The organism is Litoribrevibacter euphylliae (assembly GCF_042646085.1).
Classification (GTDB): Bacteria; Pseudomonadota; Gammaproteobacteria; order Pseudomonadales; family Litoribrevibacteraceae; genus Litoribrevibacter; species Litoribrevibacter euphylliae.
The window spans coordinates 285,655-311,672 of the sequence record NZ_JBHRSZ010000002.1 but is presented as its reverse complement, the minus strand read 5'-3'; the positions used below and the strand labels follow the sequence as shown (position 1 = coordinate 311,672).

Sequence of the window (26,018 nt, the reverse complement as noted above, 5' to 3'; positions counted from 1 at the left end):
CCTGAATGCGGCAAAATTATTGAATAAAATCGCGCTTGTGATGCTGGTGGTTGTACCTCAACTGCTTGTTTCGCAATGGGCAGCGGCAGAGCGATTGAAGGATATTGCCTCGGTTGCCGGTGTACGTTCTAACCAATTGGTTGGTTATGGTTTGGTTGTGGGTTTGGATGGAACTGGTGATAAAGCACCATTTACGGATCAGACCTTCCGAAACATGATGAGCCAGTTCGGTATTACCATTCCGCCGGGCACAAACCCGAAACTTAAGAATGTTGCGGCTGTAGCGGTTCATGCGGATCTTCCTGCGTTTGCTAAACCAGGGCAGAACCTTGATATTACCGTGTCTTCCATCGGGAATGCCGGTAGTTTACGCGGTGGTACGCTGTTGATGACGCCGTTAAAAGGCGCGGATGGGCAGGTCTATGCCGTAGGTCAAGGCAGTCTGGTTGTTGGTGGCTTCGGTGTGGAAGGTAATGACGGTTCAAGTTTGACGGTAAACGTGCCAAGCGTTGGTCGTATTCCGAGCGGTGCCATTGTAGAGCGTGCGGTTCCTACCTCATTTAATCAAGGCGATTCTTTGGTGTTCAACCTGACCAGCTCGGATTTCACAACCGCGAAACGTGTTGTTGATCGCATCAATCAGTTATTGGGCAAGGGCATGGCTTCGGCGATGGACAGTACGTCGATCCGCGTGACCGCGCCACGCGACCCTTCTCAACGTGTATCCTTTATGTCGATGCTTGAGAATTTGGAAGTCGACCCGGGTGAAGACAGAGCGAAAGTCGTGATTAATAGCCGTACAGGCACCATTGTTGTTGGTCAGCATGTGAAAGTGGACCCGGTAGCGATTACTCATGGCAGTTTAACTGTGAGCATTAATGAGAACTTCGATGTGAATCAGCCGAATGCCTTAGGGCAGGGTGAGACTGTAGTGACGCCTCGTACTGAGTTAAACGCGCAGGAAGCAATCAGCCCTATGTTTCAGTTTGATGGTGCGACGTCTCTGCAAGAGATTGTTTCAGCGGTGAATCAGGTAGGCGCTTCACCTTCGGATCTGATCGCTATTCTCGAAGCAATGAAAACAGCCGGTGCATTAAAAGCCGACTTGATCGTGCTGTAAGGAGGCTATTATGAAATCGACATTTGATACCTCAAGCCTCGGTAATTATCACGATCTGAACAGCCTTCAAAACCTGAAGGCGAAATCCCGAGAGTCTGATGAGGGTAAGTTGGCGGCTATTAAAAATGTGGCCAAGCAATTTGAAAGTATGTTCGTTGGCATGATGCTGAAGTCTATGCGAGATGCCAATGCGACGTTTGAAGAAGACAATCCGCTGAACAGCTCGGAAATGAAAATGTACCGGGATATGTACGATCAGCAATTGTCGATGCACTTATCTGAAGGCCGCGGCATTGGTATTGCCGATGCGTTGGTTCGTCAGTTAAGTCAGCAAATTCCTGAACTTTCGAACCTTAATCGTTCGTCGAATAGTGGAAGCAAGTTTGGCATGGAAGCTGGCCTGGATGGCCAGATTATGGACGCCTTAGGCACGGACGCCGCCCTTTCCGGCGGTCTTTCGGGCAGCGATCAGGCTCAGCAGCTTCCGGGCATTAAATTGGACTCAGTGACCGGGTTGCCATTCAAGAATCAGGAGGCTTGGTATGGCGCACCTGATTCTCCACAGGCGCAACGTGTAGCGAACGCTGTGAAGCAGTATATGGATCGTCAGAATATCCAAATGTATGCGGAAGATGAAAAGGCGTTAAAAGCGGGTGTAGAACAGGCTCGCAACAAACGTGATGCGTTTGAATCACCAGAAGATTTTGTATCAACCTTATGGCCTGTTGCACAAGTTGCCGCACGTAAATTAAACGCGGATCCTAAAGCGTTATTGGCGCAAGCTGCCTTAGAAACGGGGTGGGGCAAGAAGGTGCCGCAAGCGGCTGACGGTGAAAGCTCATTCAACTTGTTTGGTATTAAAGCAGACAGAAGCTGGCAGGGAGATAAGGTCAGTACTGAAACTACTGAGTATGTGGATGGCATCGCTCGAAAAGAAAATGCTGAGTTCAGATCTTATGGCTCTTATGTGGAAAGCATGCTGGATTACACTAGCTTCTTACAAAGTAGGGATCATTATCAAACGGCCTTGAAGCAAGCGGAAGATGCGCAAAGTTATCTTTCTGAGCTTCAAAATGCGGGTTATGCGACCGATCCAAACTACGCTTCAAAAATTGTTCGAATAATGAACGGAAATTTACTAAAGGATTTGTCGGGTCGTGCCGATATCTAAATTAATCATTCATTAAGGTTAAGTTTTAACGACTTACCACAGGTAAATTTACCGGGAACGGGGAAATATCATGATTAAGGTCTTTGTTGGTTACGATCACGCTGAAGCAGTCTCTTTTAATGTGCTGTCTCACAGTATCCAAAATAACGCGTCTGTTCCTGTGGCCATTATTCCTGTGCGACTGAGTCAGCTTGAAGGTGTATTTAACCGTGATCGTAACGCACTGCAATCTACGGAATTCTCCTTCTCTCGTTTCTTGGTGCCTTACCTTTGTGATTATGACGGTTGGGCGATCTTTATGGATTGTGACATGTTGGTCAAAGCAGACATTAAAGAGCTTTGGGATCAGCGTGATGATCGTTATGCCGTACAAGTTGTAAAACACAATCATCAACCAGAAGAAACCGTTAAATTTTTAGGTGCGGTACAGACCAAATACGAAAAGAAAAACTGGTCCAGTGTGATGATGTTCAACTGTAAGAAGTGTAAGGCACTAACGCCTGAGTATGTGAATACCGCTTCTGGCTTGGAACTTCATCAATTCAAGTGGTTAGATTCGGATGATCAAATTGGTGAAATCACTAACGATTGGAATCATTTGGTTGGTTACGATAAATACCGTGACGATGCGAAACTGATTCACTATACCGTGGGTGGTCCGTATTTCGAAGAGTACCAAAATTGCGATTACGCCGATGATTGGTTCGCTTATCGTGATGATATGCTGCACTGTTCCCAGCGTGGCGACGTCCAAAAGAAAGTGGGTTAATCGACAAAACGCATATCTTTTTTGCTTAAGCATCAGAGGTTCCCTAGGGAACCTCTAAACAAGTCTCTCTCTGCTCAGGCCTATAAGAGAAATATCTATTTGAGGCGCGGTTTTGAAGGCATAACGGGTTACGTCTAAAAGCCGCAACAAAAAAGAGATATTTCTCTTAAGGCCCCGAAGGGCGGGGCTTTAAAAATGTTATAACTGCGTTGAACTTCTTGAAAAGGTCTAGACATTCTCTACGAAGCTCGCCTTGTTCTAACACTTTTCCAGCGCCCGCTGAGCTAGAGCGGACTTGTTCAGAGATTCCCTAAGGCCCGTATTGAGTTTCAATACGGGCTTTTTTCGTTTTGGCACACAAATTGAGTAATACCCGGTAATAACGAATTTTTCCGCAAATTTGGTTAAAAAAGCGGCAAACAATTACCGGGTGATCTTATGGGACTAATCAATTTAGGTTTAACAGGAATCCACGCCAGTCAGGCTGCGCTTGATACCACCGGCCATAACATTACAAATGCCAATACGCCAGGGTACACCCGGCAACGTGTAGAACAGTCGGCAAATACCCCCCGAGTGGAAGGCAGTAATATCATTGGTCAGGGGGTGAAAATTGATGAAATCGCTCGTATTTATAATCAATTTATCAATGATCAAATTCTACGTGATACCTCCAGTTTCTACGAATACGATACGCACTTAGAGTCCATTCAACAGGTTGATAAGTTAATTTCTCAGTCGGAAACCTCGATCTTAAATGAGCTTTCTGACATGTTTGACGCCTTCCAGACGTTGGCTGATGACCCGTCTTCTTCAAGTGTTCGTTCAACAGTGTTGAATGACATTGAAGATGTTGTGATTCGCTTTAATCAGTTGTCTGCGCGTCTGGAAGAGCAGCAATTAATTACTCAGGATCAAATTGAGAATTCAGTGACTGAAGTTAATGCGTTGGTAGGTTCTATTGCAGCGCTAAATAAACAGATTCTGGAGTTTGAAGGCGGTAGTTCCGCTGCGGCTAATGACCTGTTGGATCAGCGCGATCAGGCGGTAAGACAGCTTTCTGAGTTCATGAGTGTTCGTGTCGTGGAAGAAAGCTCAGGCGCTGTTAATGTCTTTCTCTCAGGCGGTCAAAATCTAGTCGTTGGTACTATCCCTTACGAGCTTGAAGTGACGGATAATGAGTTTGATCGCACACAGAAGTCCATTTCAGTGAATGTGAATGGCAATACGTTAGGAGTTGATAGTCAAATTTCTGGTGGCATTCTGAGCGGTCTGTTGGATTTTCAAAATGAAACTCTGAGCAAGTCTTTGAATGAGCTAGGTCGGGTTGCCATTGCCATAGCCGATCAAATGAATGATCAGCACCGCCAGGGTATTGATCTGTCCGGTCAGGTTGGCGGCTTTATCTTTACTGATGTGAATGACATGGATGCAGCCAGGAGTCGTTTCATTAGCTCTTCTAATAATGCTACGCCGAATGACCGAGTTGGTAATGTAACGATTCTGGATTCGTCAGTGATGACGGCTGATGACTATATCTTTGAATTCACAGGGCCGGGTAATAATAACTATCAGGTGCGTCGAGTTTCCGATGATTCCGTTGTGACTCAGGGGGTGCTCCCTAATGGTGTGCCTACCAGCATTGAATTTGAAGGCATTAGTGTAAATTTGGAAAGTGGCAGTTTCCAAGCGGGAGATGATTTTTTAATTCGTCCAACTCGTCTCGCCGCTTCTGAAATTGATCGTGAGATTACTCGTGGCGATGAATTGGCATTGGCCTCTCCAATTCGTACAGGCTCGAATATTGGTAACATTGGTACGGCTCAAATTGATGAAGGTTCTATTTTGGATCTATATGAGCAGTATCCGAATGACACTACGTTATTATCTACCTTTGCGACGGCTGGGGCCCTTGCGCCTCCAGTGATTATCAAATTTACCAGCGAAACCACGTATGACATTCTGGATAATTCGAACCCAGCTAATCCTGTAAGCTTGGTTCCACCCATTGAAGATCAGGTTTATATCCCCGGTGTGAATAATCCTATTTTTCCTGATGATCCGGGTGTGACAATTATCGAGACTACGGGGGCAAATATTGGCCAGGTGGTTGCGGGTACGACCAATGGCTACGGGGCTGAAAATTTAACCTTCACCTTTACCGATCCCGACACTGGCGCTGTTACAGTTCGTCCTACCGTTGCTATTCCTGCAAATGCGACAGCGCAGGATATGGTGAACATTTTAAATCAGCAAGATGGTGTTGAAGCTACTGCTCGTTCGACCATGTTCTTGAGTAATTTTGTAGATGATGCGGCTGGCGCGCCACTTGAGATTGTGATCAATGGTGAGACGCTAGTGATTTCTCCTCCCGATACTGTGAACGCAGACACTGTAGCAGCACAGATTAATGCGGATGCAAATCTAAATCTGCAAAACATAAGAGCTTATTCCGACGGTTCACAAGTGCGAATCGAGTCATATATCGGTGTTGATCTGACTGTAACCGTTAACGGTACAGCAGGTGATAGTGTTGATGTTACCGATTCCTCTGCTAATACCTTGACGGTGGTAGGACCAGGCAATTCTGCGACTATTGGTGGTACCGTTGATGTTCAATTAGCAGACGGTTTGCAAATGAACTCGGATAACGCCGGTGGTTTGTTTGCCGCGTTCCCTGTGGCTCAGGCTGCGTTCATGGGCTATCAAGTCAATATCAACGGTGCGCCTAGTAATGATGATACCTTTACCGTGGATTTTAATACCGACTCTGTATCGGATAACCGTAATGGCATTGGTTTGATCGATCTTCAACAGGCGAAAAGCATTGCAACCGATGGTAAAGGCTTAACCTTCGGTGAAGCCTATGCAGGCTTGGCATCTGAAATTGGTGCGGATACCCAGTCGTTATCTATCAATAAAGATGCGGCGGAGAGCGTGATGAATCTGTCTGTATCTTTGAGAGAGTCTATTTCTGGTGTGAACCTGGATGAAGAGGCTGCCAACCTCATTAAATACGAACTTCAATACAATGCCTCGGCACAAGTCATCCAAGTCGCTCAGGAAATTTTTGATGCGCTAATAGCGGCCTTCAGATAATAGGAGATTGAATAATGGTTAGGGTATCTACTCAACAAGCATTTCTTGGTTCAGTCGGAGAGATGATTGATCTGAATAGCCAGGTATTGGATACGCAGGCGAAAATTTCTTCCGGTAAAGAAGTATTAACGGCGGCGGATGATCCTCTGGCGGCCAGCCGAATTTCTCAGCTGACTCAGGGTATTGCTCTAAGAGAGCAGTACACCAAGAACCTTACCACTCTGGAGGCTGCGCTTCAGGCTGAAGAATCTGCGTTGAATAACATCGTTGATAATATTCAGAAGGTTCGAGAGCTTACTGTCGCAGCAGGTAACGGTTCTTATGGTCTTGAAGATAGGCAATCTATTGCCATTGAGTTGGAACAACGTTTGGAAGAGTTAGTCGCCTTGGCAAATACCAAGGATGCCAGTGGTGAATATATTTTTTCCGGCTTCCAAGGTGATACGGTGCCTTTTGTAGAAGTACAGGATGGCACTTATGTTTATCAAGGCGATGAAGGACAGCGTTTCATTAAGGCGGATGAATCCACGAACGTTGCTCGTAATGATAATGGTAAGCGAATTTTCTTTGAGATTGAGAGTGCCAATAATACGGTGTTTACAACGGCAAATCCTCTTAATGCGGATCAGGATGCTTATATTACCAGTGGTCGAGTAACTGATCAGACGGCCTATGATGCTTTTTATCCTGAAGATATGGTGATCACATTTAATCCTGAGACGAATATCGTCCCGAATGGACCAAACTATACGATCACTGAGAAAAGCACTGGTAAGCCCATTGTGACCGATTTTGCCCATGTGCAAGGGGCTGAAGTCACCTTCAACGGTGCCTCGTTTACAATTTCTGGTAATCCTAACCCAGGGGACGTTTATACCGTTGAATCGACTAATAAGCAGGATGTATTTAAGACCTTAAAAAATTTAACCGATGGTCTGAATACGCTTGCAGATACTCCAAGTGATAAAGCGCAACTGGAAACCCTGCTAGCAGATACGCTGATTAATCTGGACAACGCTTTAGAGTCTGTGATTGAAACACAGAGTGATGTAGGTGGGCGCTTAAATATTGTCGATACGTCCCGGGATACTCAAGAAGAGATTAACTTGGTAAACCAGACGGTGCTTTCAGGCATTCGTGATCTGGATTACGCAGCAGCAGTATCGAACCTTAGTTTCCAAACGTTTGTTTTGGAAGCTACTCAATCTACGTTTACGAGAGTCTCAGGCTTGTCGTTGTTTAATCAGTTATAAGTTAGGTAAAATGTTTATCGCATAGAAATTGGGTTTCACTTTATAGTTAGCAGCTTCTTCGTTATGTAAAAGGCGGTTATGAACCGCCTTTTTTATTTTTGTAACTTGTTAGTAATGGAATGAATGATTGATAAGTATGTAACTAAAGATATGCTTCGTAAGGTTGAGCGTATAGCTGTAAAGGCAGGTAATGCGATCATGGAGATTTATCAAAAGGACTTTTCAATATATGAAAAGTCAGATAATAGTCCTCTCACTGAGGCAGACCTAGCTGCGCATAAAATTATTGTCGAGGCATTAGAAAAGGAATTTCCTGAAATTCCTGTGTTATCTGAAGAGTCAAATGGTATTGAATACGATAATCGTAAGCAATGGGAAATGTTTTGGTTGGTTGATCCGCTTGACGGTACCAAGGAGTTTATTAAAAAGAACGATGAGTTTACCGTAAATATAGCTCTGATTCAGCAAGGTAAACCGATATTAGGAGTGGTTTACGGACCTGCATTAGAAACTATTTATGCTGGTGCTGTGGGATTAGGAGCTACTAAAGAAGTTAATGGACGAGTTAACGAGATCTCTGTTAGGTCGCTTGAAAAAGATTCCTGGGTATTAGTTGGTAGCCGTTCTCACCGTGGTGAACAGATGGATGAGTACCTTAAAAATTTTGCAGAGTATGAGTTTATTTCTAAGGGAAGTTCGTTAAAGTTGTGTATGGTTGCAGAGGGAGTGGCAGATCTGTACCCAAGATTAGGACCGACATCTGAATGGGATACTGCAGCTGCACATGCTGTAGTTGTCGCCGCTGGTGGTGTGGTTAATGATAAAGAGGGTAGGTCATTACAATACAACAAAGAAAATATTTTGAATCCATGGTTCTTCGTGCATAGTGCTAAGATAAAGATTCCTGCACTATAGGTTGCTTAGGTTAAATAAAGGTGACTTTTTAGCCACCTTTATTTATGTAGCCAAACTATCCACTGTACCTGAATTCAGATAATAAGTGCTGTATGTATTTTATTTAATATATTTAAATTGTTTATAGAAGGGGTGGAGGTTGCTATTAATGTAATCTTCTAAATTAATTATTTCTGAGTTGGATAAATAATCTTTATATCCACCTATTTTTCCTTTTCTTACTTTGAATGTCTCTGGGTCACTTAAATTATCTGCTCTAAGCCTCTGGTTGTTTAATAAGTTTTTTTCTTCAATTTCCTTCATGTTTTCAAACTGGCAATATTCTATTGCATCAAGCATTGTTTTCTCCCCATAATCTGGAAACCCTAAGAAATTAATTGTTTCCTTAAGGGATTCAAATGGGGTGTTATGAAGCTCTTCATAGGTAAGTATCATAAGTGACTCAGGGGTTGTCAGGTTTTCTGCCCAGATATTATAAAAATTAATAATGCTAGGTAAGCCGCCAATAGGGTGGTGTAAAAAATCTCCCATTGTTCCATCAAAGTTATCGTTTGCAATTTCTCTGTCTTTTCGCTTTGTATATTGAAAATAATATGAGACTAGTACATCTCTTGGGTCACGAATGAGAAAAATAACTTTTTTGTTCTGGTAAATAGACTTGTCCTTATTAATGAAATCTATGTGTTTCCACATGGGATAATCATCATGAGAAAATTCAGTTGTTGGAAGTTCTGGGCGGCCATTGGTTATGTTAAGAATTTCAATAGGGTCGCCTTCTGATCCATTTAGGAGGTATTTCCCTAGAAGTAGGCGTAACCAGGTTCGGCCACATTTGGGATAGGAAATTATGAAATTCTGAATGAATTGAAATGTCCAGAACTCTTTTAGTCGTTTAGACTGCACGGTTTGCCAATCATCGTCTTTTTGTTGTTCAAGAACACTATGCCGGTAATTGAATTTTTTCAATGCGGGAAATGCTCGATCTATTTTTCTCATTAAGTCTAGTGCTTCAATTTTATTGCCTGAACGGTAAAGAAGTAGTGAATAAAGATAATTAGGAATTAGTAAGTTAGGGTCTTTGTTGAATATTTTTGAAACTACCTGAGAACATTCAGAAAACCTTGATCCAAAATAATGATTAATGGCTTCGCTGATGTCTATTTCAATGCTTTTAATATATGACATGTTATACCTATTAATTAATTTGGTTCATAACTAAATTTTTTAAACTTACTGATAGATTGGATTTGTTTATTATTTCTGTAAATAGATTAGTGATTTCATTGTCTATTACATAAGATGGTTTTATAGATGTAGAATTAATTATGTCTTCGGTCCATTCAGAAGTTTCTTTAACTCCTAAGAAACTACTTATAGAGCTAATACTCTTATTTTCTAAGTCTCTTTGAGTAATAATTATGGTCTGCTCTGGATGATCTCTCTTTATATCTTGGAACCATTCAAAAATTTTGATGATGGCAGTGAAGGCATCTCTAAGCTCTGGTAATTTCTTTCCTGTTAACTCTTTAGCCATACTGCCTGTTTTTAAATTAGAAATTCCACAATCAATAGGATTTCTAATTGGAAGTAGTAGTTTGATTTTTTTATTATTCTCTAATAGAGAGTCTAGACTCTTTTCGGGTAGATTTTGTAGGTAACGGGTTACAGTAAGTGATTCTTTCCAAAAAATACTTTTAATGTTTTTCTTTACTGTTTGTTTTCCATATCTGTTTGTATAAGCCGCTTGCATACCGGGATAATTCGCGAATGCATGAGAGTGTAGTATTGATCCTCCAAAGCTTCCTCTGGTTCCCGAAGCAGAAATGTATATTACATATTTGATAAAGCTATCTAGTTTTTCAATCTGGAACTCATCAAAAAAATTAATGTTCTTGATGGTTAATACTCGTTCAAAGGCATGATTGAGTACCTGAATATTTGGATGTAGAGAAACAATTGCTGAAAGTAAAGTAGTAAGATTTCTATACGGCCCAACGACAAGACATATGCTTTCGAGGTCATTTAATCCGTACTCTATTTCTTGGCTTGCAATAAAGTCTCTTTTGATTATGTCTAGTAGCTCGCTCTGCATTTTTTTATCCTGTAGTAAAGGTGGTCCTTGCTGGGGACCACCTTTATTTTCTATTTTGAGCAATATAGTTGATACATACAATTAAACATTTGAGGGTTTGCTTGCTCAACTTGATCCCAGTTAGAAAGGCTTGAGCGTGTTTGATCTAGTGGGAATGCAGAGTCAAACTGCGCTTTATATCGGTTGTTTATGCCAATAAAGCCTAGGAAGTTAAGATCAAACTTGGCCAAGAGACTTTCAATCTTAGGCAATGTATATAAGTGCTCTATTGGATTGAAAAGCAGGTCTTGACAGCCACTGGTTGTATAAAAATCTGGGCGACTTACGATCTCATCAAACTGACCATCAATTTCTTTGTTCATCAACATAGCTCTGAATTGTTGGATATTCTCCAGAGTTGGTTTGATGTCGTTGGTTTCGATGATTTCTTTTGTCGCTGAAATTTGCTGGCGAGCTAGCTCGCTATACAAACCGATTTTGATAAGACCGTGATCTGCCAGTACTTCATAGAGAGCGTTTAGACCCTCTTCAGGTTCTGGCATATGGTGTAGTACACCTGAGCATTCGATGACATCAAACGTTTTACCCAATTTTTTGACATCAAGAAGGTTACCTTCAAGAAATTCTACATTCTCTACACGCAATTTAGCTGCCATCATGCGAGCATAAGCAATAGACGAAGATGACAGGTCTATGGCAGTAACTTTGATGTTATTAAAGTATTTAGCTGCACGAATTGCTTGAAGGCCTGTACCGCAACCAGCCACCAAGAATTCAAGCGTCTTGTTTTTTAGCTCTTTTGACGGTTGGAAATGTGGCAATTCAGTGTGTAGTGCCTGAAGGTAATCTGTTGGTGTGTGATAACCTAGTGATGTCCAACGAGGATACGGAGATTCGCTGTAGTGATCACAAATAACGTTTGATTCAGGTTGTTGGCTCGTTTCGGTAATTTTAAGGTTTTCAGACGCCAACTCAGTTAGATATAGATTATCAAACAGAGTTTTTTCTACGATTGGTTGCATAAAATCAGCCCAATCATTGATGGAGCGTTCAGAGATATCTTCTGAAATACCAAGAGATGAGATTGGCTGATACATGGTCACTAACACCATTGCTCCACAGATATCATTTGGATGCCAGGTTTTGTCTGCAACGAAACCGTTAAGAAGCATGATTAATGACTCTAAGCCCTTTTGTTCATCGGGCTTAATTTCCATTACGAATTCGTTGTTCGAGCTGTATAGGCTTAAAGCAACCGCTAAATTGACAAGTTCATCTCGAATACGAGTGTTGTGTAGGCTATCCGCCAATACGCAATAACGCAGAGAACGGGCAAGCTCTTCAATAACTTTGGATGGCATTTGGATATTACTAAGGCACGTCAGTAAAAAATGATCATTTGCAAGTTCATCAAGATTTAATTGACTGTCATCGTCACTTAATCCGTACTTGTGATCTAGTAATGAAGTTGCTAGTGGGGCAAAAGCTTCCGGGTTAACTTCCGGCAGCTTCATAAAGCTCTCTACGTCCGATTGTAACTGAGAATCAAATGCTTCAGCCTTGATCATTGGTGCTGATTGGGCGAGGCCTGACTGAATTGTCTCATCGATCAAACCTTGATTAACAAGAGCTCGGTAAGTTTGGAATGCTTCTATAAAGTTACCCTGCTGAAGCTTGGTATAAGCAAGAACTTTTAAAGCCTTTAGGTCTTCAGGCTCAAGCTTTAGTGCGTGATTAATGCATTTCTCAGCATGTTCCGGCTTACGGCATACAAGGTGTAAATATGCCATATTGATCCAGCTGTTAATGACTTCTGGATCTGCTTTTAGTGCTTTAGTCAGTAAGACCAGAGCAGAATCAAAATCCATCTCATCAATTGAGATACGGCCCATGATATTAAGCATGTCTACTTGATCCGGTTCTTCAGTAAGAACCTCAAGGCAAATCTTTTTAGCTTTCAGACGTTCTTTGATGCGTTCTTCAATTGATAGATCGGCTTGAACTGAACGGTTGTAATATTCGTTAGCTAGAACTAAACGTGATGCACCATCAATTGTTTGGTTAAACTGTGGGTGCTTATCTTGAATTTGTTGGCTGATTGCGTTCATGACTAATCCTTCTTAAATAGATCATGCGTTTTCGCTTTTATTATATTTGAGCAAGACAAGTGCCAAGTTTAAAAAGTCTTTAAAATCATTGTGTTAGGTTTTGTATTAAAGGGGGGGGGGGATAGGCGGCACCAAGTAACCGAAAGGTAAGGCAATTTTAGGAAGAAAAACGGCAAACTTTGTTAGGTATTAGTTGATCACTGCAATGCGTTTTATAAGCACAAAAAAACCGGCCAGAGGCCGGTTTAAATAAGTACTCTTTACAACATTATTGAAGCAAAGATAGCACCTGTTCAGGCTGAGAATTTGCCTGAGAAAGAACTGAAATCCCAGCTTGTTGCAGAATATTCGTTCTAGATAGCTCGGCTGTTTCTGCAGCGTAGTCTGCATCACGAATCCGAGAGTTTGATGCACTTAAGTTCTCGTTGCTTATTTGAAGGTTCTGAATTGTAGATTCGAAACGATTCATGTAGGCACCGAGATCGGCACGCTGGAAGTTAACCGTATCAACTGCATTATCCACAGCAGCTAGGGCTTCGAGTGCTCCTTCTACTGTTGAGATGTCGATATCTTCCAAGAATTGACCGTCAGTGGCGCCTCCATAGAAGCCTACACGTAAGCCTGAATTAGCTTCAATATTGCCGGTAGTTGTTCTTAATTCGAACTCTTTGGCTGCTGAAAGCTCTACTGCGCCAACAAATACAGCAGGTTCCGTAGCTGTACCGTGACCATTGATACCGGCAGCAAGTCTTAGGTTCGGATCACTTAGTTCGATGACAACATTTCGGCCATCTTCAGCTACGAGTCTTATACCTTCAGTGGATGATCCGGTATCAATGGCAACAACCCCTGTTTGGCCTGCGACGGAGTTAATGGCATTTACGGCAGTTAATCTATTTTGCTCTGCATTAGTATCATCTGTGGCAGCTACGGTTGTATCCAGAGTTGAAATTGTTACTTGAACGCCATTAATTGTAATTGTTCCCCCTGCAATCGCAGCTGTACCACCTGGTAAACCTTGATCAAAACCGACAACTGTATTCTCAAGCGCTCTTGCATCTACACCGGTTTGCTCCGCAGCTTTGTTAATTGCTGCTGCTTTAGCAATGGCTGACGCAGAGACCCAGCTAGTATCGACACCTCCGGCTGCAGTTGTTGTGGTACCAGAGAAAGAGTAGATGTCATCCTGAGCAGTAGAGGCCGGAATTGTTACTCCATTGATTACCAAGTCACCACTAACAAGAGTGTTTGCTGTTGCTGAAGAGGCCGCTGCAGCTGTCAAATCGGAGTTGCTAGGTAGTGATGTTACACCAGCAATGTTGGCCTCATAGGTGCCACGGTTAAGTCCTGCATTGGTTGTCAGGTCACTATCGCCATCAATGACAATGGGTTCATTTGAAATGCTGCTAAGTACATAGCCGCCAGCAGAAGTGAAGTCTGCAGCACCTGTCGCATTAGAGCCAAGGCCTATATCGGCTGCGGATAGACCACCTGCACCCGTTGCAGATCCCCCTAAATCACTCATATTAATTGTGATGTTTCGACCGTCTTCAGCTGTCAAACGGATACCTGTAGCATCGTTGTTGGTGTTTAAAGCTTCTACACCAGTTAGACCTGATACCGCATTAATTGCTGCAACTACGGTTTCACGGTTTACATCGTTATCTAGGGTAGCATCGGTTGCAATAGTAATTTCTACACCGTTGATCTGGAATGTACCCGTGTCACTAGGGTATGTGCCAGCAGCGGCTGAAACCGCAACACCTTGAAGCTCATTTACTAGAACTTCAGCTACAACACCGGTTTCTTCGGATTTCTCATTGATTGCTGCTACTTTTGCGATAGCGCTTCCGCTTTTATCTGTTGATGACGCTGTATCATCTGCACCAGAGGATGTGCCGATAGTCACGCCATTAATAATGAGATCGCCAGTAGATAATGCATTAGGGCCTGTTGATGCAGCGGTACTGGTGGTGCCAAAGCCACTAATACCTGCCGTTGCTCCAGCACCTAAGACATCGGTGGTCATTTGGCCGATCGAAATGTCTATGGTGTCACCATTGTTTGGACCAATCTGGAATGTAGTTGCTTCGAAAGAGCCATCCAACAGTGGCTGCCCGTTAAAGGTCGTATCTTCTGCGACTCGTTGGATTTCACTTACGAGCTGCTGAACCTCTAAGTTCAGTGCTTCACGGTCGGTAGAATCATTAGTTCCGTTGGCTGATTGAAGTGCAAGTTCACGAATTCGAAGTAAAGATTCAATTACGGTATCTAGTGCGCCTTCAGCTGTTTGGGCTAGAGAAATACCGTCGGCTGCATTTCGAGTCGCTTGTTGCGTACCCTCGATTTGGGCGTCAAAGCGGGTAGAAATTGCAAGGCCTGCTGCGTCGTCCCTAGCACTGTTGATTCGCAAACCAGAAGACAAACGTTGTAATGCGGTTTGGTTTTCTCTCTGCGACTCATTCAAGTTACGTTGCGCGTTAATCGACGCAATGTTGGTGTTAATAATCTGAGGCATGGATAACTCCTTCTCATTTTCTCAAGAATTTGAATGAGATGGCAGGACAGCTAGAACCGCATAGGTATTCCTTGCTTACCACTGTCACTGCAAACTCTTGCCGTTAACTTGATAATGTTTTTGGCTTGCTTGAAATAAGGCAGATGCTAGGCCAGAAATTAAAAAGTCATTATTTTTCAGTTGGTTATATTTTGTTTTATGAGGTTGTTTGAGAGGTTGTTGGTTCAAGAGGCAAGTACTCGCCGTAAATCTGTCAGGTTAATAACAGAAAGCGTTAAAGCTTGAGGCTAGGCTGCCGATAAAGATGTCATTGGAGAAGCTAAAGGTGCAATATTTTTCTAAAGCTGAAAAAAAAATTGCCGATAAAACTCTTTGAGATGGGTTGTTTGCCACTTAAATGTCAATCCGGATCAATTCGTCAAACGACGAACAAAAAAATACGGAGAATGAACCATGCCACAAATTATTAATACCAATATTGCATCTTTGAATGCACAGCGTAACTTGAACAGCGCACAAGCTGGTAACGATACCGCTTTACAGCGTTTGTCTTCGGGCTTACGTATTAACAGCGCAGCAGATGATGCTGCGGGTCTTTCCATTTCAACGCGTTTCGATTCTCAGATTAATGGTAATAATCAAGCGATTCGTAACTCTGCTGATGGTGTATCTCTAGCTCAAACGGCTGAAGGTGCACTTGATTCAATTACAGACAGCTTGCAGCGTATTCGTGAACTAGCTGTTCAGTCTGCGAACGGCACGAACAACGCTATCGACCGTGAAGCTTTGAACTTAGAAGCTCAGCAGTTGATTGATGAAATTGAAAATGTCTCGCAAACAGCTAACTTCAACGGAACGTCTCTGTTGGATGGTTCGTTCACTGGAATTACTTTCCAAACGGGTGCGAACGTAGGTAACTCCATTGAGGTGTCTATTGGTGAAGTGACGACTAGTACCCTAGGTGTTGCTGAAACTGCAGGTGTTAGTGCAATGGGTGGTGAAATTACTGCTGATGTTCTTACTGGTGCCGCATCTGTTAACTATGTCGATAATCAGGCTAATGCACTTGCAAATGGTGATTTAGTGATTAATGGTGTGTCCATTGATGCATCAAAATCAGCAGCTGATACTTCATCTACTGCATTTTCTGCTTCTAGTGCTATTGCTAAAGCAGCTGCAATTAATGAGAAGTCCGATGAAACAGGTGTGACGGCTGTAGCACTGGAGACAGTGGTTCAAGGCCAGGCGTTATCGGCTGGTGGTAATACCTATGCTGATGACTCGGGTACCCTTGAAATTAACGGTGTATCAATTGCTATCTCGACTGCGGCTAACCTGGATGCGGATACTAACCGTGAAGCGATAGCAGCAGCCATTAATGCTGTGTCCGGTCAAACCGGTGTTACTGCGATTAATACTGGCGATGACGATACGGGTATTACCTTATCAGCGGCTGATGGTCGCAATATTGCCATTAGTTCATTCACTATGGCCACTGCGACACAGACGGCTCAGCTAGGTTTAGGCACATCTCTTGATACGGGTGTTGCAAGTGCTGTTGAGTCAGTAGTAACGGGCTCGATTTTGCTTCAATCGGCTGATGGATCGGATATTACTATTGAAGGCGGAACAGGTAATATTGAAAATACTGGTTTTACAGAAGGCACTAAGTCTGGCTCTAAGGCTCAGTTGAGCTCAACTAGATTTGCCGATGCGGCTAGTGCTTCGCCGGCAACCATCGATGCGGGCGACTTGACTATTAACGGTATTTCCATCCGTGCAACAACAACAGCAGATGATACGTCTTCCTATAGTGAGACTGGCGCTAGTTTTGAGGCTTATATTTCTTCAAGCGCGATTGCTCGTGCTGCTGCGATTAATGAAGTCTCAGAAGAAACTGGCGTAACTGCGGTTGCAGAGGAGAATGTGGTTAAAGGTACTCAAGGAACAACCGTTGGTGCAGCAGGTGCTGTATTTACTATTAACGGTGTGAGTACTACTGCAATTGATTTAAGTGCGGCTGGTGGTGATGCGTCTGATAGGCGGAGTAATACTGTTGACGCAATTAACTCAATCTCTGGTCAAACTGGTGTTGTTGCAGTTGATGCAGGTGATGGTATTGAACTTCGTGCTGCAGACGGGCGTAATATTACAGTTGAGAGTAATCAGGCGAACGGTGCGACTAATGCGTTTGACGCGACAGGTCTTGCATTACCTGACACGGTTGCTGCTAACGCGGGGGTCAATGGTGCAGGTTATACCTTTACCAGTACAGTGAGGCTGGAGTCGGCCGGGGAGTTTACTCTTGACTCTGAAACGGGAGGTATTGAGGACTTTGGCTTCCGCGCTGGTACTTACGGTGCAGAAGAGGCAGGCACCTTCCTGAAAGATGTGGATCTATCTACAGTGGATGGCGCATTAACAGCTATTACCGCAGTTGATAATGCTCTTCAACAAGTAAGTAGCGAGCGAGCGAACTTGGGTGCAACTCAAAACCGCTTTAACTCAACTATCAGTAACTTAACCATTACGTCTGAAAACTTGAGTGCTTCGAACTCTCGAATTCGTGATGCGGATTACGCGGCGGAAACAGCTGAACTATCACGTACTCAGGTACTGATTCAAGCTGGTATCTCAGTGTTGTCTCAGGCAAATGCTCGTCCTCAGCAGGTTCTGTCACTGTTGGGTTAATAGCAGAGTAGGAATGGAGCTGTTCTTTCATATACTGAAAAAGCAGCTCCTTCGGGTAACGTGCAAAGATAAATTAAGAGGTGAATTATGGCTGATATTAGAATGACTGCAGGTTTTGCTGCTTCAGCTCCTCAAGCACAGCCCTCTGAATCTGCTACTAAAGGATCGGCGAAAGCAACGGCTTATAATGGTGTTTCAGGTGCTCAGGTTGAACAGGCATCGAAAGGTGTTGATGTAAGACAAGAACAATCTGAAAAACTTGCTAAGCGTGTCGCTGAGAAAACTGAACTACAAGAAAAGCAAGTGGATGAAGCGGTTTCCAAATTGAATGATTATATTCAAAACCAGCAACGTAATTTACGTTTCAGTGTTGATGATGATTCAGGGGAAACGGTAGTCACTGTAATGGACGGTCGTTCAGAAGAAGTAATTCGCCAGATACCTGATGAGACGGTTCTCAGGTTGGCACGTAAATTGGATCAGGATGAACCATTGCAGTTATTTAGTTTATCGGTTTGATTAAAGTTTAATCATTAAGAGCCGATAAATAGGATAACTAACCTCTTCGGAGGTGGGGATTCCTGCAATAATTTGCAGGTCGGTCGTCGAAAGGCGGCCGACTTTTGCCGTTTCTGTACGGTGAGCTTACTAACCTTTAGTGATGATTTAGGGGTGTGATATGGGTATTACTTCAGTTGGGATCGGTTCTGGTTTTCTAACCAGCGATCTGATTGATCAGTTAGTTGATGTGGAGCGAAGTGCCACCGAGCCACGCTTGGATGCAAACCAAGAGAAACTTGAAACTCAACTGTCTGAAGTAGGTCGTATCAAATCCGCTATCGAAGATTTTCGATTACAGTCTCGTATTTTAACCATCGATGGTGCTCTAACTAGTACACAGGGGAGTTCTTCTTCCTCTGCGATTAGTGTTTCGACAGAAAAGGGTGCCGTGGTTGGTTCGTACTCTATGAGTGTTGAGCAGCTGGCGCAAAGCCAGTCCGTTGTTAGTTCTTCTTTTGCTGCAAAAGATACTGCGTTAAGTAATGGGGTATTAACGATTGAATTTGGTACTTTCACATTTGGTGATACCAATGCTACTCCTGGTGATGCGCCTGACGGCGGTGATAATGAAGATATTACTGGTTTTACTGACGATGCCAGTAGTGATCCAATTAGTATCATTGTGACAGACGATAACAATACTCTTGAGGGTATTCGTGATGCCATTAATGAAAAAGATGCAGGTATCACTGCCTCTATATTAAATGATGGTTCTGGGTATCGTTTGGTATTGAAGTCGGATGAAACGGGTGAAACTTCTGCATTTAGAATGACGGTGTCGGGCGATTCTGATGGTGATAGCTCGGATGCAAATGGACTGTCGGCATTGAGCTTTAATGCCACTAATCAGCATATGACAGAATCGGTTAGGGCTCAGGATGCAGAGCTAACGTTTAATGGTATTTCTGTCACTCGATCTACTAACGAAGTGGAAGAGTTGATTGATGGTGTGACTTTTGAGTTAAGTGATACGACTACCTCATCGACAATTACAGTTTCTCGTGATGAAGATTTAATCGTAGAGCGCCTTCAAAACTTTACTGATGCTTATAATGAGCTGCAAAGTATTATTAAGGAAGTGACCGCCTATGATTCTGAAACAGGTCAGGGGGCTGTGTTACTGGGGGACTCAACCGTTCGTTCCTTGAGTATGCAGTTGCGTGGGAACTTAACTCAAATTGTTCCTGGACTTGAAGATGCTAATGTTCGTTCTTTGGCTGAAATTGGTTTTAAGACGGATTATAAAACGGGTCAAATAGAGTTTGATTCTGAAGAGTTTCTAGATCAGTTAGAGGAGTACCCTGATGAGGTTGCAGATATTTTTGGGCGCAACCTGATTAGTGATAACGATGATGTAACTTTTGCATCTATTGGTAGTAAAACCGAACCTGGTGAATATGATGTGGTAGTCACTCAGCTAGCTACCCAAGGTGCACTTTCGGGCTCTGTAGTTGGTACTCCAACAAACATTCTAATAGATGGTACAAATGATGAGCTGGTTTTGGAAGTGGATGGAGTGACCTCAGGTACTCTGACGCTTACAAACAATACCTATGCGACTCTAGCTGATTTGGCAGCAGAAATTCAGACTCAGATTGATGCGGATTCTGCGCTTTCAGATATCGGTGTTACCGTCACTGTTGATTCTGATACGTTGATTTTTACCTCGGAAAAATTTGGATCATCATCTTCTGTTAATTTGACTAGTGTTGAAGATGGTAGTGCATATGGCTTGTCTGTAGGCAATGGTACAGATGGTGTTGATGTTGAAGGAACTATCAATGGGCAACCGGCAACCGGCAGTGGGCAAAGACTTTCCTTAAGTCTCGAAGATGACCCGGCAGATGGTGTCTCAGTTGATATTACTGCTACTTCATTTCCAGGTGCTTCTACTCAGTTAACTTCTACTATTACTGTCGCAGATGGTGTTGCACAAAGCATGGTTGAGAGCTTTAATGACATGCTTTCATTTGAGGGTTTAATTAGTAATAAAATTTTTTCCTTGAATGAGCAGTTGAATGCGGTAGATCAGCAACGGATTGACCTGGATGAGCGCCTTGAATCATTTCAAGAGCGGCTTACTCGCCAGTTTATTGCTGCAGATACTCGGGTTTCGCAGCTTAACAATACAGAGCAATTTGTTAAGACGCAGTTAGCTGCAATTGTGAGTTCATTTACTGGCGGTGGAGACGATTAGTCTCGGTTTCTAGCTGGTATCTTTATTGCTTGTATTGCATCCAGTGTCAATTTTTATGTCAAGGGATGAGTTCATGAGCAGTGTCAAAGTAATAAAAACCTTAAAAGAACAAGTCTCTCACGCGATAGATGTGGGAGATCATGTTCGAGCTGCTTCAATATTGAATGAAAATCTAAACCTCTTTGATAGTTTTCCTGGTTTTTTGTTTAAAGCAAAAGTCGAGATTTCTGTGTTACAGCATGGTCTTGACGCCTTATTTGATCAACTTAAACAAACTCCTAATCTGCAAGAAAAGTATTTGATTGAGGGGGTCTTAAATGTTTCGTTGAAAAGATTCGATGATGCACTTCAACTCTTTGCTTCTGCCTTGGATAGTAACCCAACCGATCCGTTATTGTGTTTCTTTGCCGGCTATACCTGTATGGAAAAAGGGATGCTTTCTGATGCAATTAAGTTGTTTAGTATTCCTGGTGAGAACATGTTTTCCGAGTCACATTTATTACTAGGGCGTTGCTATGCAGGTCGAGGGAAAAAAGATCTAGCCTATCTTGAATTTGAACGTGGGTTTGAAAAGCTTCAATCGGATGAGTCTCTTTTAACGTTGTTAGTGTTTATGAGGGAACAAATACGTTCTGATAATTTGTTAGATTGGGGATATGTTCAGCGAATTAGAATACTGATCGAAAAGTATAAAAATAGTCTTCCTGAAAATAGAAGGGACCTTCTTGCAATAGAAGCTGATATTCAATACATAACAGGAGATACTGCAGCAGCGATTACTTCATTTGGGCAATTGGTCAAAGAATTTCCAGAGGATGAAGAATCTAGAACAAGCCTTGCTTATTGTTTGTTAGGAGAGGGGGCTTTCAAGGAGGCTTATGCCTTAAAGCCGTCTCGAATCCAAAGTTACGACACTTTGGATTATGTCGAGGGTTTAGATCATTTGCCTAAATGGGAAGGTCAGCCTTTAGATCATCAGCGTTTAGTTGTTGTTGGTGAGCAAGGGTTAGGTGACAGAATCTTATTTAGTCGATTTTTAAAAACGTTGTCTAAAAAATACAAGCCTAAGTCAGTAACTCTTATCATTGATGAACGCTTAGTTCCTATATTTAATCAGAGTGATTTTTCTAAAACCCGTGTGCTTTCTATAGAAAGTGAAATAAAGCTAAATAATTATGACCTTTATTGTCACTTGTCCGATTTGTTGTTTATTTTAGGCCCTGATTCTCCACCGACAAAAGGGCTTAAATCGTATTTAAAGGCTGACGCTAAGAAAGTTAGTTATTTTCGTGATAAATATAAAAAACTTTTTCCTGGAAAGATAATTGTCGGTTTAACCTGGAAAAGCTCTAGCAAGTCATTAGGTAATAGTAAAGACTTGGTTATGCGAGAACTCGGAGCTTTACTTCGAATTCCTCAAGTTCAGTGGGTTGCACTTCAGTATGGTGACATTCAAGAAGACCTGAAGACCATAAAGAAAGAGCATGATTGTGATGTTTTCTTTGATCAAACCGTCGATCAAAAACATGATTTAGAAAGTGCTTTTGCTCAGATCGAATCACTGGACTATGTCGTTACAATATCAAATGCTACTGCCCATATTTGTGGTGCTTTAGGGGTTCCTGCAACAGTGTTAGTTTCGAAAAGACCTCCATGGCATTGGTTAACCACAGGGGATCACTCGTGTTGGTATCAAAGTTTGCGTCTAATTCGGCAGAGCAATCCAAACACCTGGTATTCCCAATTAGAGGAAATTGCAGCTTACCTTTGTCACCGGTTTAAGGGAGTTACAAGAAACTCTATTCCAACCATTGGAGAAGTAATTGCATTATTTGTTACGCAGAGGCATGAGCAGTTAAAAACGCAGTTAGAAAGTATTTCTACATCTGAGTTGCCTAATAGTCACAAAAGTTATTTAGCAGAGCTATATTTAAAGGCTGGAGAAATTAAAAAATCTACAGATCTAGTTGCACCATTACTGGAGATAGGTGAAACGTCAGACCAGAATATGCTGTTGATGTCTAAGGCTGGTCGATTGCTTGGTAAATATCAGGAAACAGATGCTTTATTAAATCTTATTAAGTCTGAATTTTATTATGAAGAGGTTGTGCTCGAGAAGTTATTGAGAGCGCTTGATATGGAAGATTATTCTTTAGCAAGTAAGCAGTGGGAAAAGGTTCTTGAATTTTCTCATTCCATAAAAAATTTAGATTTACTAAGCTCATTCTTATTTCAGCAGCGTGAATGGTTAACCCTAAGGAACTATATTCCTCAAGAGAGAATTGATTTTTGCTTTAATATGGTTAATACATTTGACGAATCATTCGGATATAGAAATCCGGTAGTAAGTATAATATTAAGGGCTGAGCTTGAAAGCTATCTTGGGAATGTAGAAGCAGGTATTAAGGGCTTTAAAAAAGCTTTATCTCTAAGACCGGAACTTAGTCATATGCTTAATGCTAGTTTAGGTTATTGCCTATTACTTTCTGGTGAATTAAAGGAAGGCTTTAAGCGTCACTCGTCTGTTCGTAATGTCTCGAAAGATATTTTTTCTAAAGAAGCAGTTAGTTACCCTTCTATTCCTGCTCTAGAGGAAAAGGATCTTTCAGATTCTAAGGTAAAAAGGATATTAGTGGTATGCGAACAAGGTATTGGTGATCAAGTTCTTAATTTTCAATTCGTTCGAAAGTTCCAAAAGCTGTTTGGAAAAGATTTGATTCTTACTGTTTCTCCCAAACTTGTTGATTTAACGAGACGGACTTTTCCTGGAGTTATTCATGTTCAATCCGAGTACGAGGGTCTTGATTTCTCGCTAAAGCAGACAATTGATAGAAAAGTTTATTTAGGGAACCTTCCTCTTTTTATGTTGGGTGAGTTTGATTGCTATCAACCAGAAACTGACTGGTTAAGGCCCCACCCAGAGAAACTAGCATATTATAGTAAAAAGTTTCGAGAAATGTTTCCTGATAAGAAGTTGGTTGGGTTGTCATGGCGAAGTGCTAGTAATACGTGGGGAAGTAGTAAAGATGTTAATTTAACTTCGTTCCTTCCTCTAATGAGGGCTGAGAATATTCAGTGTATTTCTATTCAATATGCTGATGTATCTAACGAAGTGCAGCTATTAGGAGCAGATTCAAATCTAATTTATTTAGACCCTGAAATCGATATTACTAATGACCTAGAATCTACCATTGCGATGATAGCTGCGCTTGATTCAGTGGTGACTGTTTCAAATGTTAATGCACATTTTGCAGGAGCGATTAATAAACCTGGTTTAGTATTGTTGAAGCCAAGATCCTTATGGCATTGGCAACATAATGTCCTTAAGGTGCCATGGTATCCAAGCTTAGAAATGTTAAGAGAACATGAATATATAAATACAGATGCACTAATGCGAGATGTATTGGAAAAAGTATAGAGGTTGCAATAAATGTCTAAAATTACTGAAGAGTACAGAAAAATGCAGCAGGATCTGCATAAGAATCGTCCTGACTACGGGATCGCTTCGGTTAGTTTTGCTCCTCAAGTTTCTAATATTATTAATGATAATAATATTAGAGAGCTACTAGATTATGGTGCAGGTAAAGGCCGTTTAGCTCAAAACTTAAAAGTAAATCATCAAGTTAATATTCAATTGTATGACCCTGCTATTCCTGAGTGGTCTGAAGAACCTGATCCGAAAGAAATGGTGTGTTGTATTGATGTGCTTGAACATATTGAGCCTGAATTACTTGATAATGTGTTAGACGATCTTAAGCGGGTAACTAAGCGGGTTGGTTTCTTTACTGTTCATACAGGGCCTGCCGTTAAAATTTTACCAGATGGGCGTAATGCCCATTTAATTCAAGAGCCATCAGGTTGGTGGTTGCCCAAGTTTCTTGAACGATTTGAATTAATTTCTTTTAGTAAAGTTACAAATGGTTTTTTGGTAATTGTTGAACCGTTAAAATAATAGGTATCAAAAATGAGTGATACGGATATAAAGCTAACTAAAATCGGTTTCGGTAATACAGATCTTTATTATGAGGCGAGTAGTGATACCGTTAAATGGCGGGCGAAGACGCTTTTTACTAAAGAGCCGGATACGGTTAATTGGATTGCTCAGTTTAAGGAAGGAGATGTTTTTGTAGATATTGGTGCTAATGTCGGTATGTATACTGTTTTGGCATCAAAAGCACAGAAAGCAATGGTATTCGCCTTTGAGCCAGAGTCCCAAAACTATGCCCTATTAAATAGGAATATTGTATATAACCAAATACAAGCTAATTGTATAGCCTACTGTATGGCACTAACTGACCAACAGAGTGTAGATCAGTTATACATGAGTGAGTTTAAGCTGGGTGGCTCTTGTCATACTTTCGGTGAAAATATTGATTACCATTTGAAAGAACGTAAACATCAACTGACTCAGGGGTGTGTATCTACTACTTTAGATAAACTAATAGCTGATAATGTGCTTCCTCAACCTGATCATATAAAAATTGATGTTGATGGTTTAGAGCATTTGGTAATAAAAGGGGCAGCTTCCGCTTTAAAATCTCCAAATCTAAAGTCCATTCTGATTGAGCTTAATACCCATTTAGAGCAACATCAGGAAATTATTGGAACGCTTGAAGACATTGGGTTTATTTACGATCAACGTCAGGTAGAAATAGCTGTTCGTCAAGAGGGCAGCTTTCAGGGTATAGGTAATTATATTTTTTATAGGCCTGACTCAGGGATTTCATTTGATAACTTGGTCGCTTCAATGAATAAACAGAAAGAAGCTACGCGGGCTCCTGCATCTTTCTCTATTGGTCCTTCGAATGAAAACAAAGTAACTCCTTTGAAATACACAATGAAGCGCTTGGCAGATATGGAAATTAAACATGATCCATATCATCATTTTTATGTAGATCGCTTATTTCCTGAGGAGTACTACGCTGAAATGATGGAAATGAAGCCAACTGATAGTGAAGTGGTTTCAATTAATTCTACAGGTAGAACCAATGGTGCGTATGATGATCGATTTGTTATGCATTTAGCTGATGGTTTAGGAAATCTTCTTTCTGATGAGAAAAAGATATTTTGGGAAAACCATCGACGTTGGTTTTGCTCCCAAGAAGTTATGGTAACTTTAATTCAGCGCTTTCATAAACAGCTAGCAGATGCTGGTGTGAGAAATTTAAATGTTTATCCTGAAGCTATGTTTATGAGGGATAAGAAAGGTTATTCCATAGGACCTCACACTGATTCACCTAGACGCTTACTTACGATGATGTGTTATTTACCGAAAGATGAGGAGCGTTTGCATTTAGGGACTTCAGTATATATACCAGAACAGAAAGGGGCTCAATGTTCGGGTAATCAGCATCACTCCTTCGATGGCTTTAGTAAGGTACAGACAGCACGGTATATGCCAAATAGTGCTTTTGGCTTTTTAAAGTCGACTAACTCATTTCATGGTGTGGAGCCAATGGCTGATGATTATAGTCGTGACACCTTGGTTTATATTGTTAGGCATAACATTCAAGAAAAGGCCTAA

16 protein-coding genes are annotated in these 26,018 nt (G+C 41.8%); 12 read left to right on the top strand and 4 right to left on the bottom strand.

What is annotated here, in order from left to right; genetic code table 11:
- Positions 1-40 precede the first annotated feature (40 nt).
- From ACFOEK_RS03125 to cysQ, 6 genes are all read left to right on the top strand, one after another.
- Positions 41-1,120: a flagellar basal body P-ring protein FlgI gene (locus ACFOEK_RS03125; protein WP_386718524.1), complete on the top strand. Its 1,080-nt coding sequence runs from the start codon at positions 41-43 to the stop codon at positions 1,118-1,120.
- Positions 1,121-1,130: 10 nt separating this feature from the next.
- Positions 1,131-2,291: a flagellar assembly peptidoglycan hydrolase FlgJ gene (gene flgJ, locus ACFOEK_RS03120; protein WP_386716018.1), complete on the top strand. Its 1,161-nt coding sequence runs from the start codon at positions 1,131-1,133 to the stop codon at positions 2,289-2,291.
- Positions 2,292-2,361: 70 nt separating this feature from the next.
- Complete coding sequence (locus ACFOEK_RS03115) at positions 2,362-3,060, top strand: hypothetical protein (RefSeq protein WP_386716015.1); 699 nt, start codon at positions 2,362-2,364, stop codon at positions 3,058-3,060.
- Positions 3,061-3,498: 438 nt separating this feature from the next.
- Positions 3,499-6,159, top strand: a complete 2,661-nt coding sequence (gene flgK, locus ACFOEK_RS03110) for a flagellar hook-associated protein FlgK (protein WP_386716012.1) — start codon at positions 3,499-3,501, stop codon at positions 6,157-6,159.
- A gap of 14 nt (positions 6,160-6,173) precedes the next feature.
- On the top strand, positions 6,174-7,412 hold the full coding sequence (flgL, locus tag ACFOEK_RS03105) for a flagellar hook-associated protein FlgL (protein ID WP_386716009.1): 1,239 nt from the start codon (positions 6,174-6,176) through the stop codon (positions 7,410-7,412).
- A gap of 123 nt (positions 7,413-7,535) precedes the next feature.
- A complete protein-coding gene (gene cysQ / locus ACFOEK_RS03100) occupies positions 7,536-8,327 on the top strand; it encodes a 3'(2'),5'-bisphosphate nucleotidase CysQ (protein ID WP_386716006.1) in 792 nt (263 codons plus the stop codon).
- A 99-nt stretch (positions 8,328-8,426) separates the two neighbouring features.
- Here cysQ and ACFOEK_RS03095 read toward each other — a convergent pair whose 3' ends face one another.
- The 4 genes from ACFOEK_RS03095 to ACFOEK_RS03080 all read right to left on the bottom strand — a co-directional run bounded on the left by ACFOEK_RS03095 (position 8,427) and on the right by ACFOEK_RS03080 (position 15,045).
- A complete protein-coding gene (locus ACFOEK_RS03095) occupies positions 8,427-9,512 on the bottom strand; it encodes a sulfotransferase domain-containing protein (RefSeq protein WP_386716003.1) in 1,086 nt (361 codons plus the stop codon).
- 10 nt (positions 9,513-9,522) lie between these two features.
- Positions 9,523-10,419, bottom strand: a complete 897-nt coding sequence (locus tag ACFOEK_RS03090) for a sulfotransferase domain-containing protein (RefSeq protein WP_386716000.1) — start codon at positions 10,417-10,419, stop codon at positions 9,523-9,525.
- Between the two features lie 50 nt (positions 10,420-10,469).
- A complete protein-coding gene (locus tag ACFOEK_RS03085; RefSeq protein ID WP_386715997.1) occupies positions 10,470-12,527 on the bottom strand; it encodes a methyltransferase domain-containing protein in 2,058 nt (685 codons plus the stop codon).
- Positions 12,528-12,795: 268 nt separating this feature from the next.
- The gene (locus ACFOEK_RS03080; RefSeq protein WP_386715994.1) at positions 12,796-15,045 is read right to left on the bottom strand and encodes a flagellin N-terminal helical domain-containing protein; all 2,250 of its coding nucleotides are present in this window, start codon (positions 15,043-15,045) and stop codon (positions 12,796-12,798) included.
- Between the two features lie 453 nt (positions 15,046-15,498).
- Here ACFOEK_RS03080 and ACFOEK_RS03075 point away from each other — a divergent pair, with 453 nt between their 5' ends.
- The 6 genes from ACFOEK_RS03075 (at position 15,499) to ACFOEK_RS03050 (ending at position 26,018) form a co-directional block, all read left to right on the top strand.
- Entirely contained in the window at positions 15,499-17,736 is a 2,238-nt protein-coding gene (locus ACFOEK_RS03075; RefSeq protein WP_386715991.1) for a flagellin N-terminal helical domain-containing protein, read from the top strand.
- Between the two features lie 87 nt (positions 17,737-17,823).
- A complete protein-coding gene (locus tag ACFOEK_RS03070) occupies positions 17,824-18,255 on the top strand; it encodes a flagellar protein FlaG (RefSeq protein WP_386715988.1) in 432 nt (143 codons plus the stop codon).
- 160 nt (positions 18,256-18,415) lie between these two features.
- Entirely contained in the window at positions 18,416-20,494 is a 2,079-nt protein-coding gene (gene fliD / locus ACFOEK_RS03065) for a flagellar filament capping protein FliD (protein WP_386715985.1), read from the top strand.
- A 73-nt stretch (positions 20,495-20,567) separates the two neighbouring features.
- Positions 20,568-23,912, top strand: a complete 3,345-nt coding sequence (locus ACFOEK_RS03060; RefSeq protein WP_386715982.1) for a tetratricopeptide repeat protein — start codon at positions 20,568-20,570, stop codon at positions 23,910-23,912.
- Positions 23,913-23,924: 12 nt separating this feature from the next.
- Positions 23,925-24,446, top strand: a complete 522-nt coding sequence (locus ACFOEK_RS03055; protein ID WP_386715980.1) for a methyltransferase domain-containing protein — start codon at positions 23,925-23,927, stop codon at positions 24,444-24,446.
- A 12-nt stretch (positions 24,447-24,458) separates the two neighbouring features.
- Positions 24,459-26,018: an FkbM family methyltransferase gene (locus ACFOEK_RS03050; RefSeq protein WP_386715977.1), complete on the top strand. Its 1,560-nt coding sequence runs from the start codon at positions 24,459-24,461 to the stop codon at positions 26,016-26,018.

Coding starts and splice junctions, on each gene's coding strand:
- ACFOEK_RS03125 (WP_386718524.1), top strand. CDS start 41: ATGCTGGTGGTTGTACCTCAACTGCTTGTTTCGCAATGGGCAGCGGCA.
- flgJ (WP_386716018.1), top strand. CDS start 1,131: ATGAAATCGACATTTGATACCTCAAGCCTCGGTAATTATCACGATCTG.
- ACFOEK_RS03115 (WP_386716015.1), top strand. CDS start 2,362: ATGATTAAGGTCTTTGTTGGTTACGATCACGCTGAAGCAGTCTCTTTT.
- flgK (WP_386716012.1), top strand. CDS start 3,499: ATGGGACTAATCAATTTAGGTTTAACAGGAATCCACGCCAGTCAGGCT.
- flgL (WP_386716009.1), top strand. CDS start 6,174: ATGGTTAGGGTATCTACTCAACAAGCATTTCTTGGTTCAGTCGGAGAG.
- cysQ (WP_386716006.1), top strand. CDS start 7,536: ATGATTGATAAGTATGTAACTAAAGATATGCTTCGTAAGGTTGAGCGT.
- ACFOEK_RS03095 (WP_386716003.1), bottom strand. CDS start 9,512: ATGTCATATATTAAAAGCATTGAAATAGACATCAGCGAAGCCATTAAT.
- ACFOEK_RS03090 (WP_386716000.1), bottom strand. CDS start 10,419: ATGCAGAGCGAGCTACTAGACATAATCAAAAGAGACTTTATTGCAAGC.
- ACFOEK_RS03085 (WP_386715997.1), bottom strand. CDS start 12,527: ATGAACGCAATCAGCCAACAAATTCAAGATAAGCACCCACAGTTTAAC.
- ACFOEK_RS03080 (WP_386715994.1), bottom strand. CDS start 15,045: ATGCCTCAGATTATTAACACCAACATTGCGTCGATTAACGCGCAACGT.
- ACFOEK_RS03075 (WP_386715991.1), top strand. CDS start 15,499: ATGCCACAAATTATTAATACCAATATTGCATCTTTGAATGCACAGCGT.
- ACFOEK_RS03070 (WP_386715988.1), top strand. CDS start 17,824: ATGGCTGATATTAGAATGACTGCAGGTTTTGCTGCTTCAGCTCCTCAA.
- fliD (WP_386715985.1), top strand. CDS start 18,416: ATGGGTATTACTTCAGTTGGGATCGGTTCTGGTTTTCTAACCAGCGAT.
- ACFOEK_RS03060 (WP_386715982.1), top strand. CDS start 20,568: ATGAGCAGTGTCAAAGTAATAAAAACCTTAAAAGAACAAGTCTCTCAC.
- ACFOEK_RS03055 (WP_386715980.1), top strand. CDS start 23,925: ATGTCTAAAATTACTGAAGAGTACAGAAAAATGCAGCAGGATCTGCAT.
- ACFOEK_RS03050 (WP_386715977.1), top strand. CDS start 24,459: ATGAGTGATACGGATATAAAGCTAACTAAAATCGGTTTCGGTAATACA.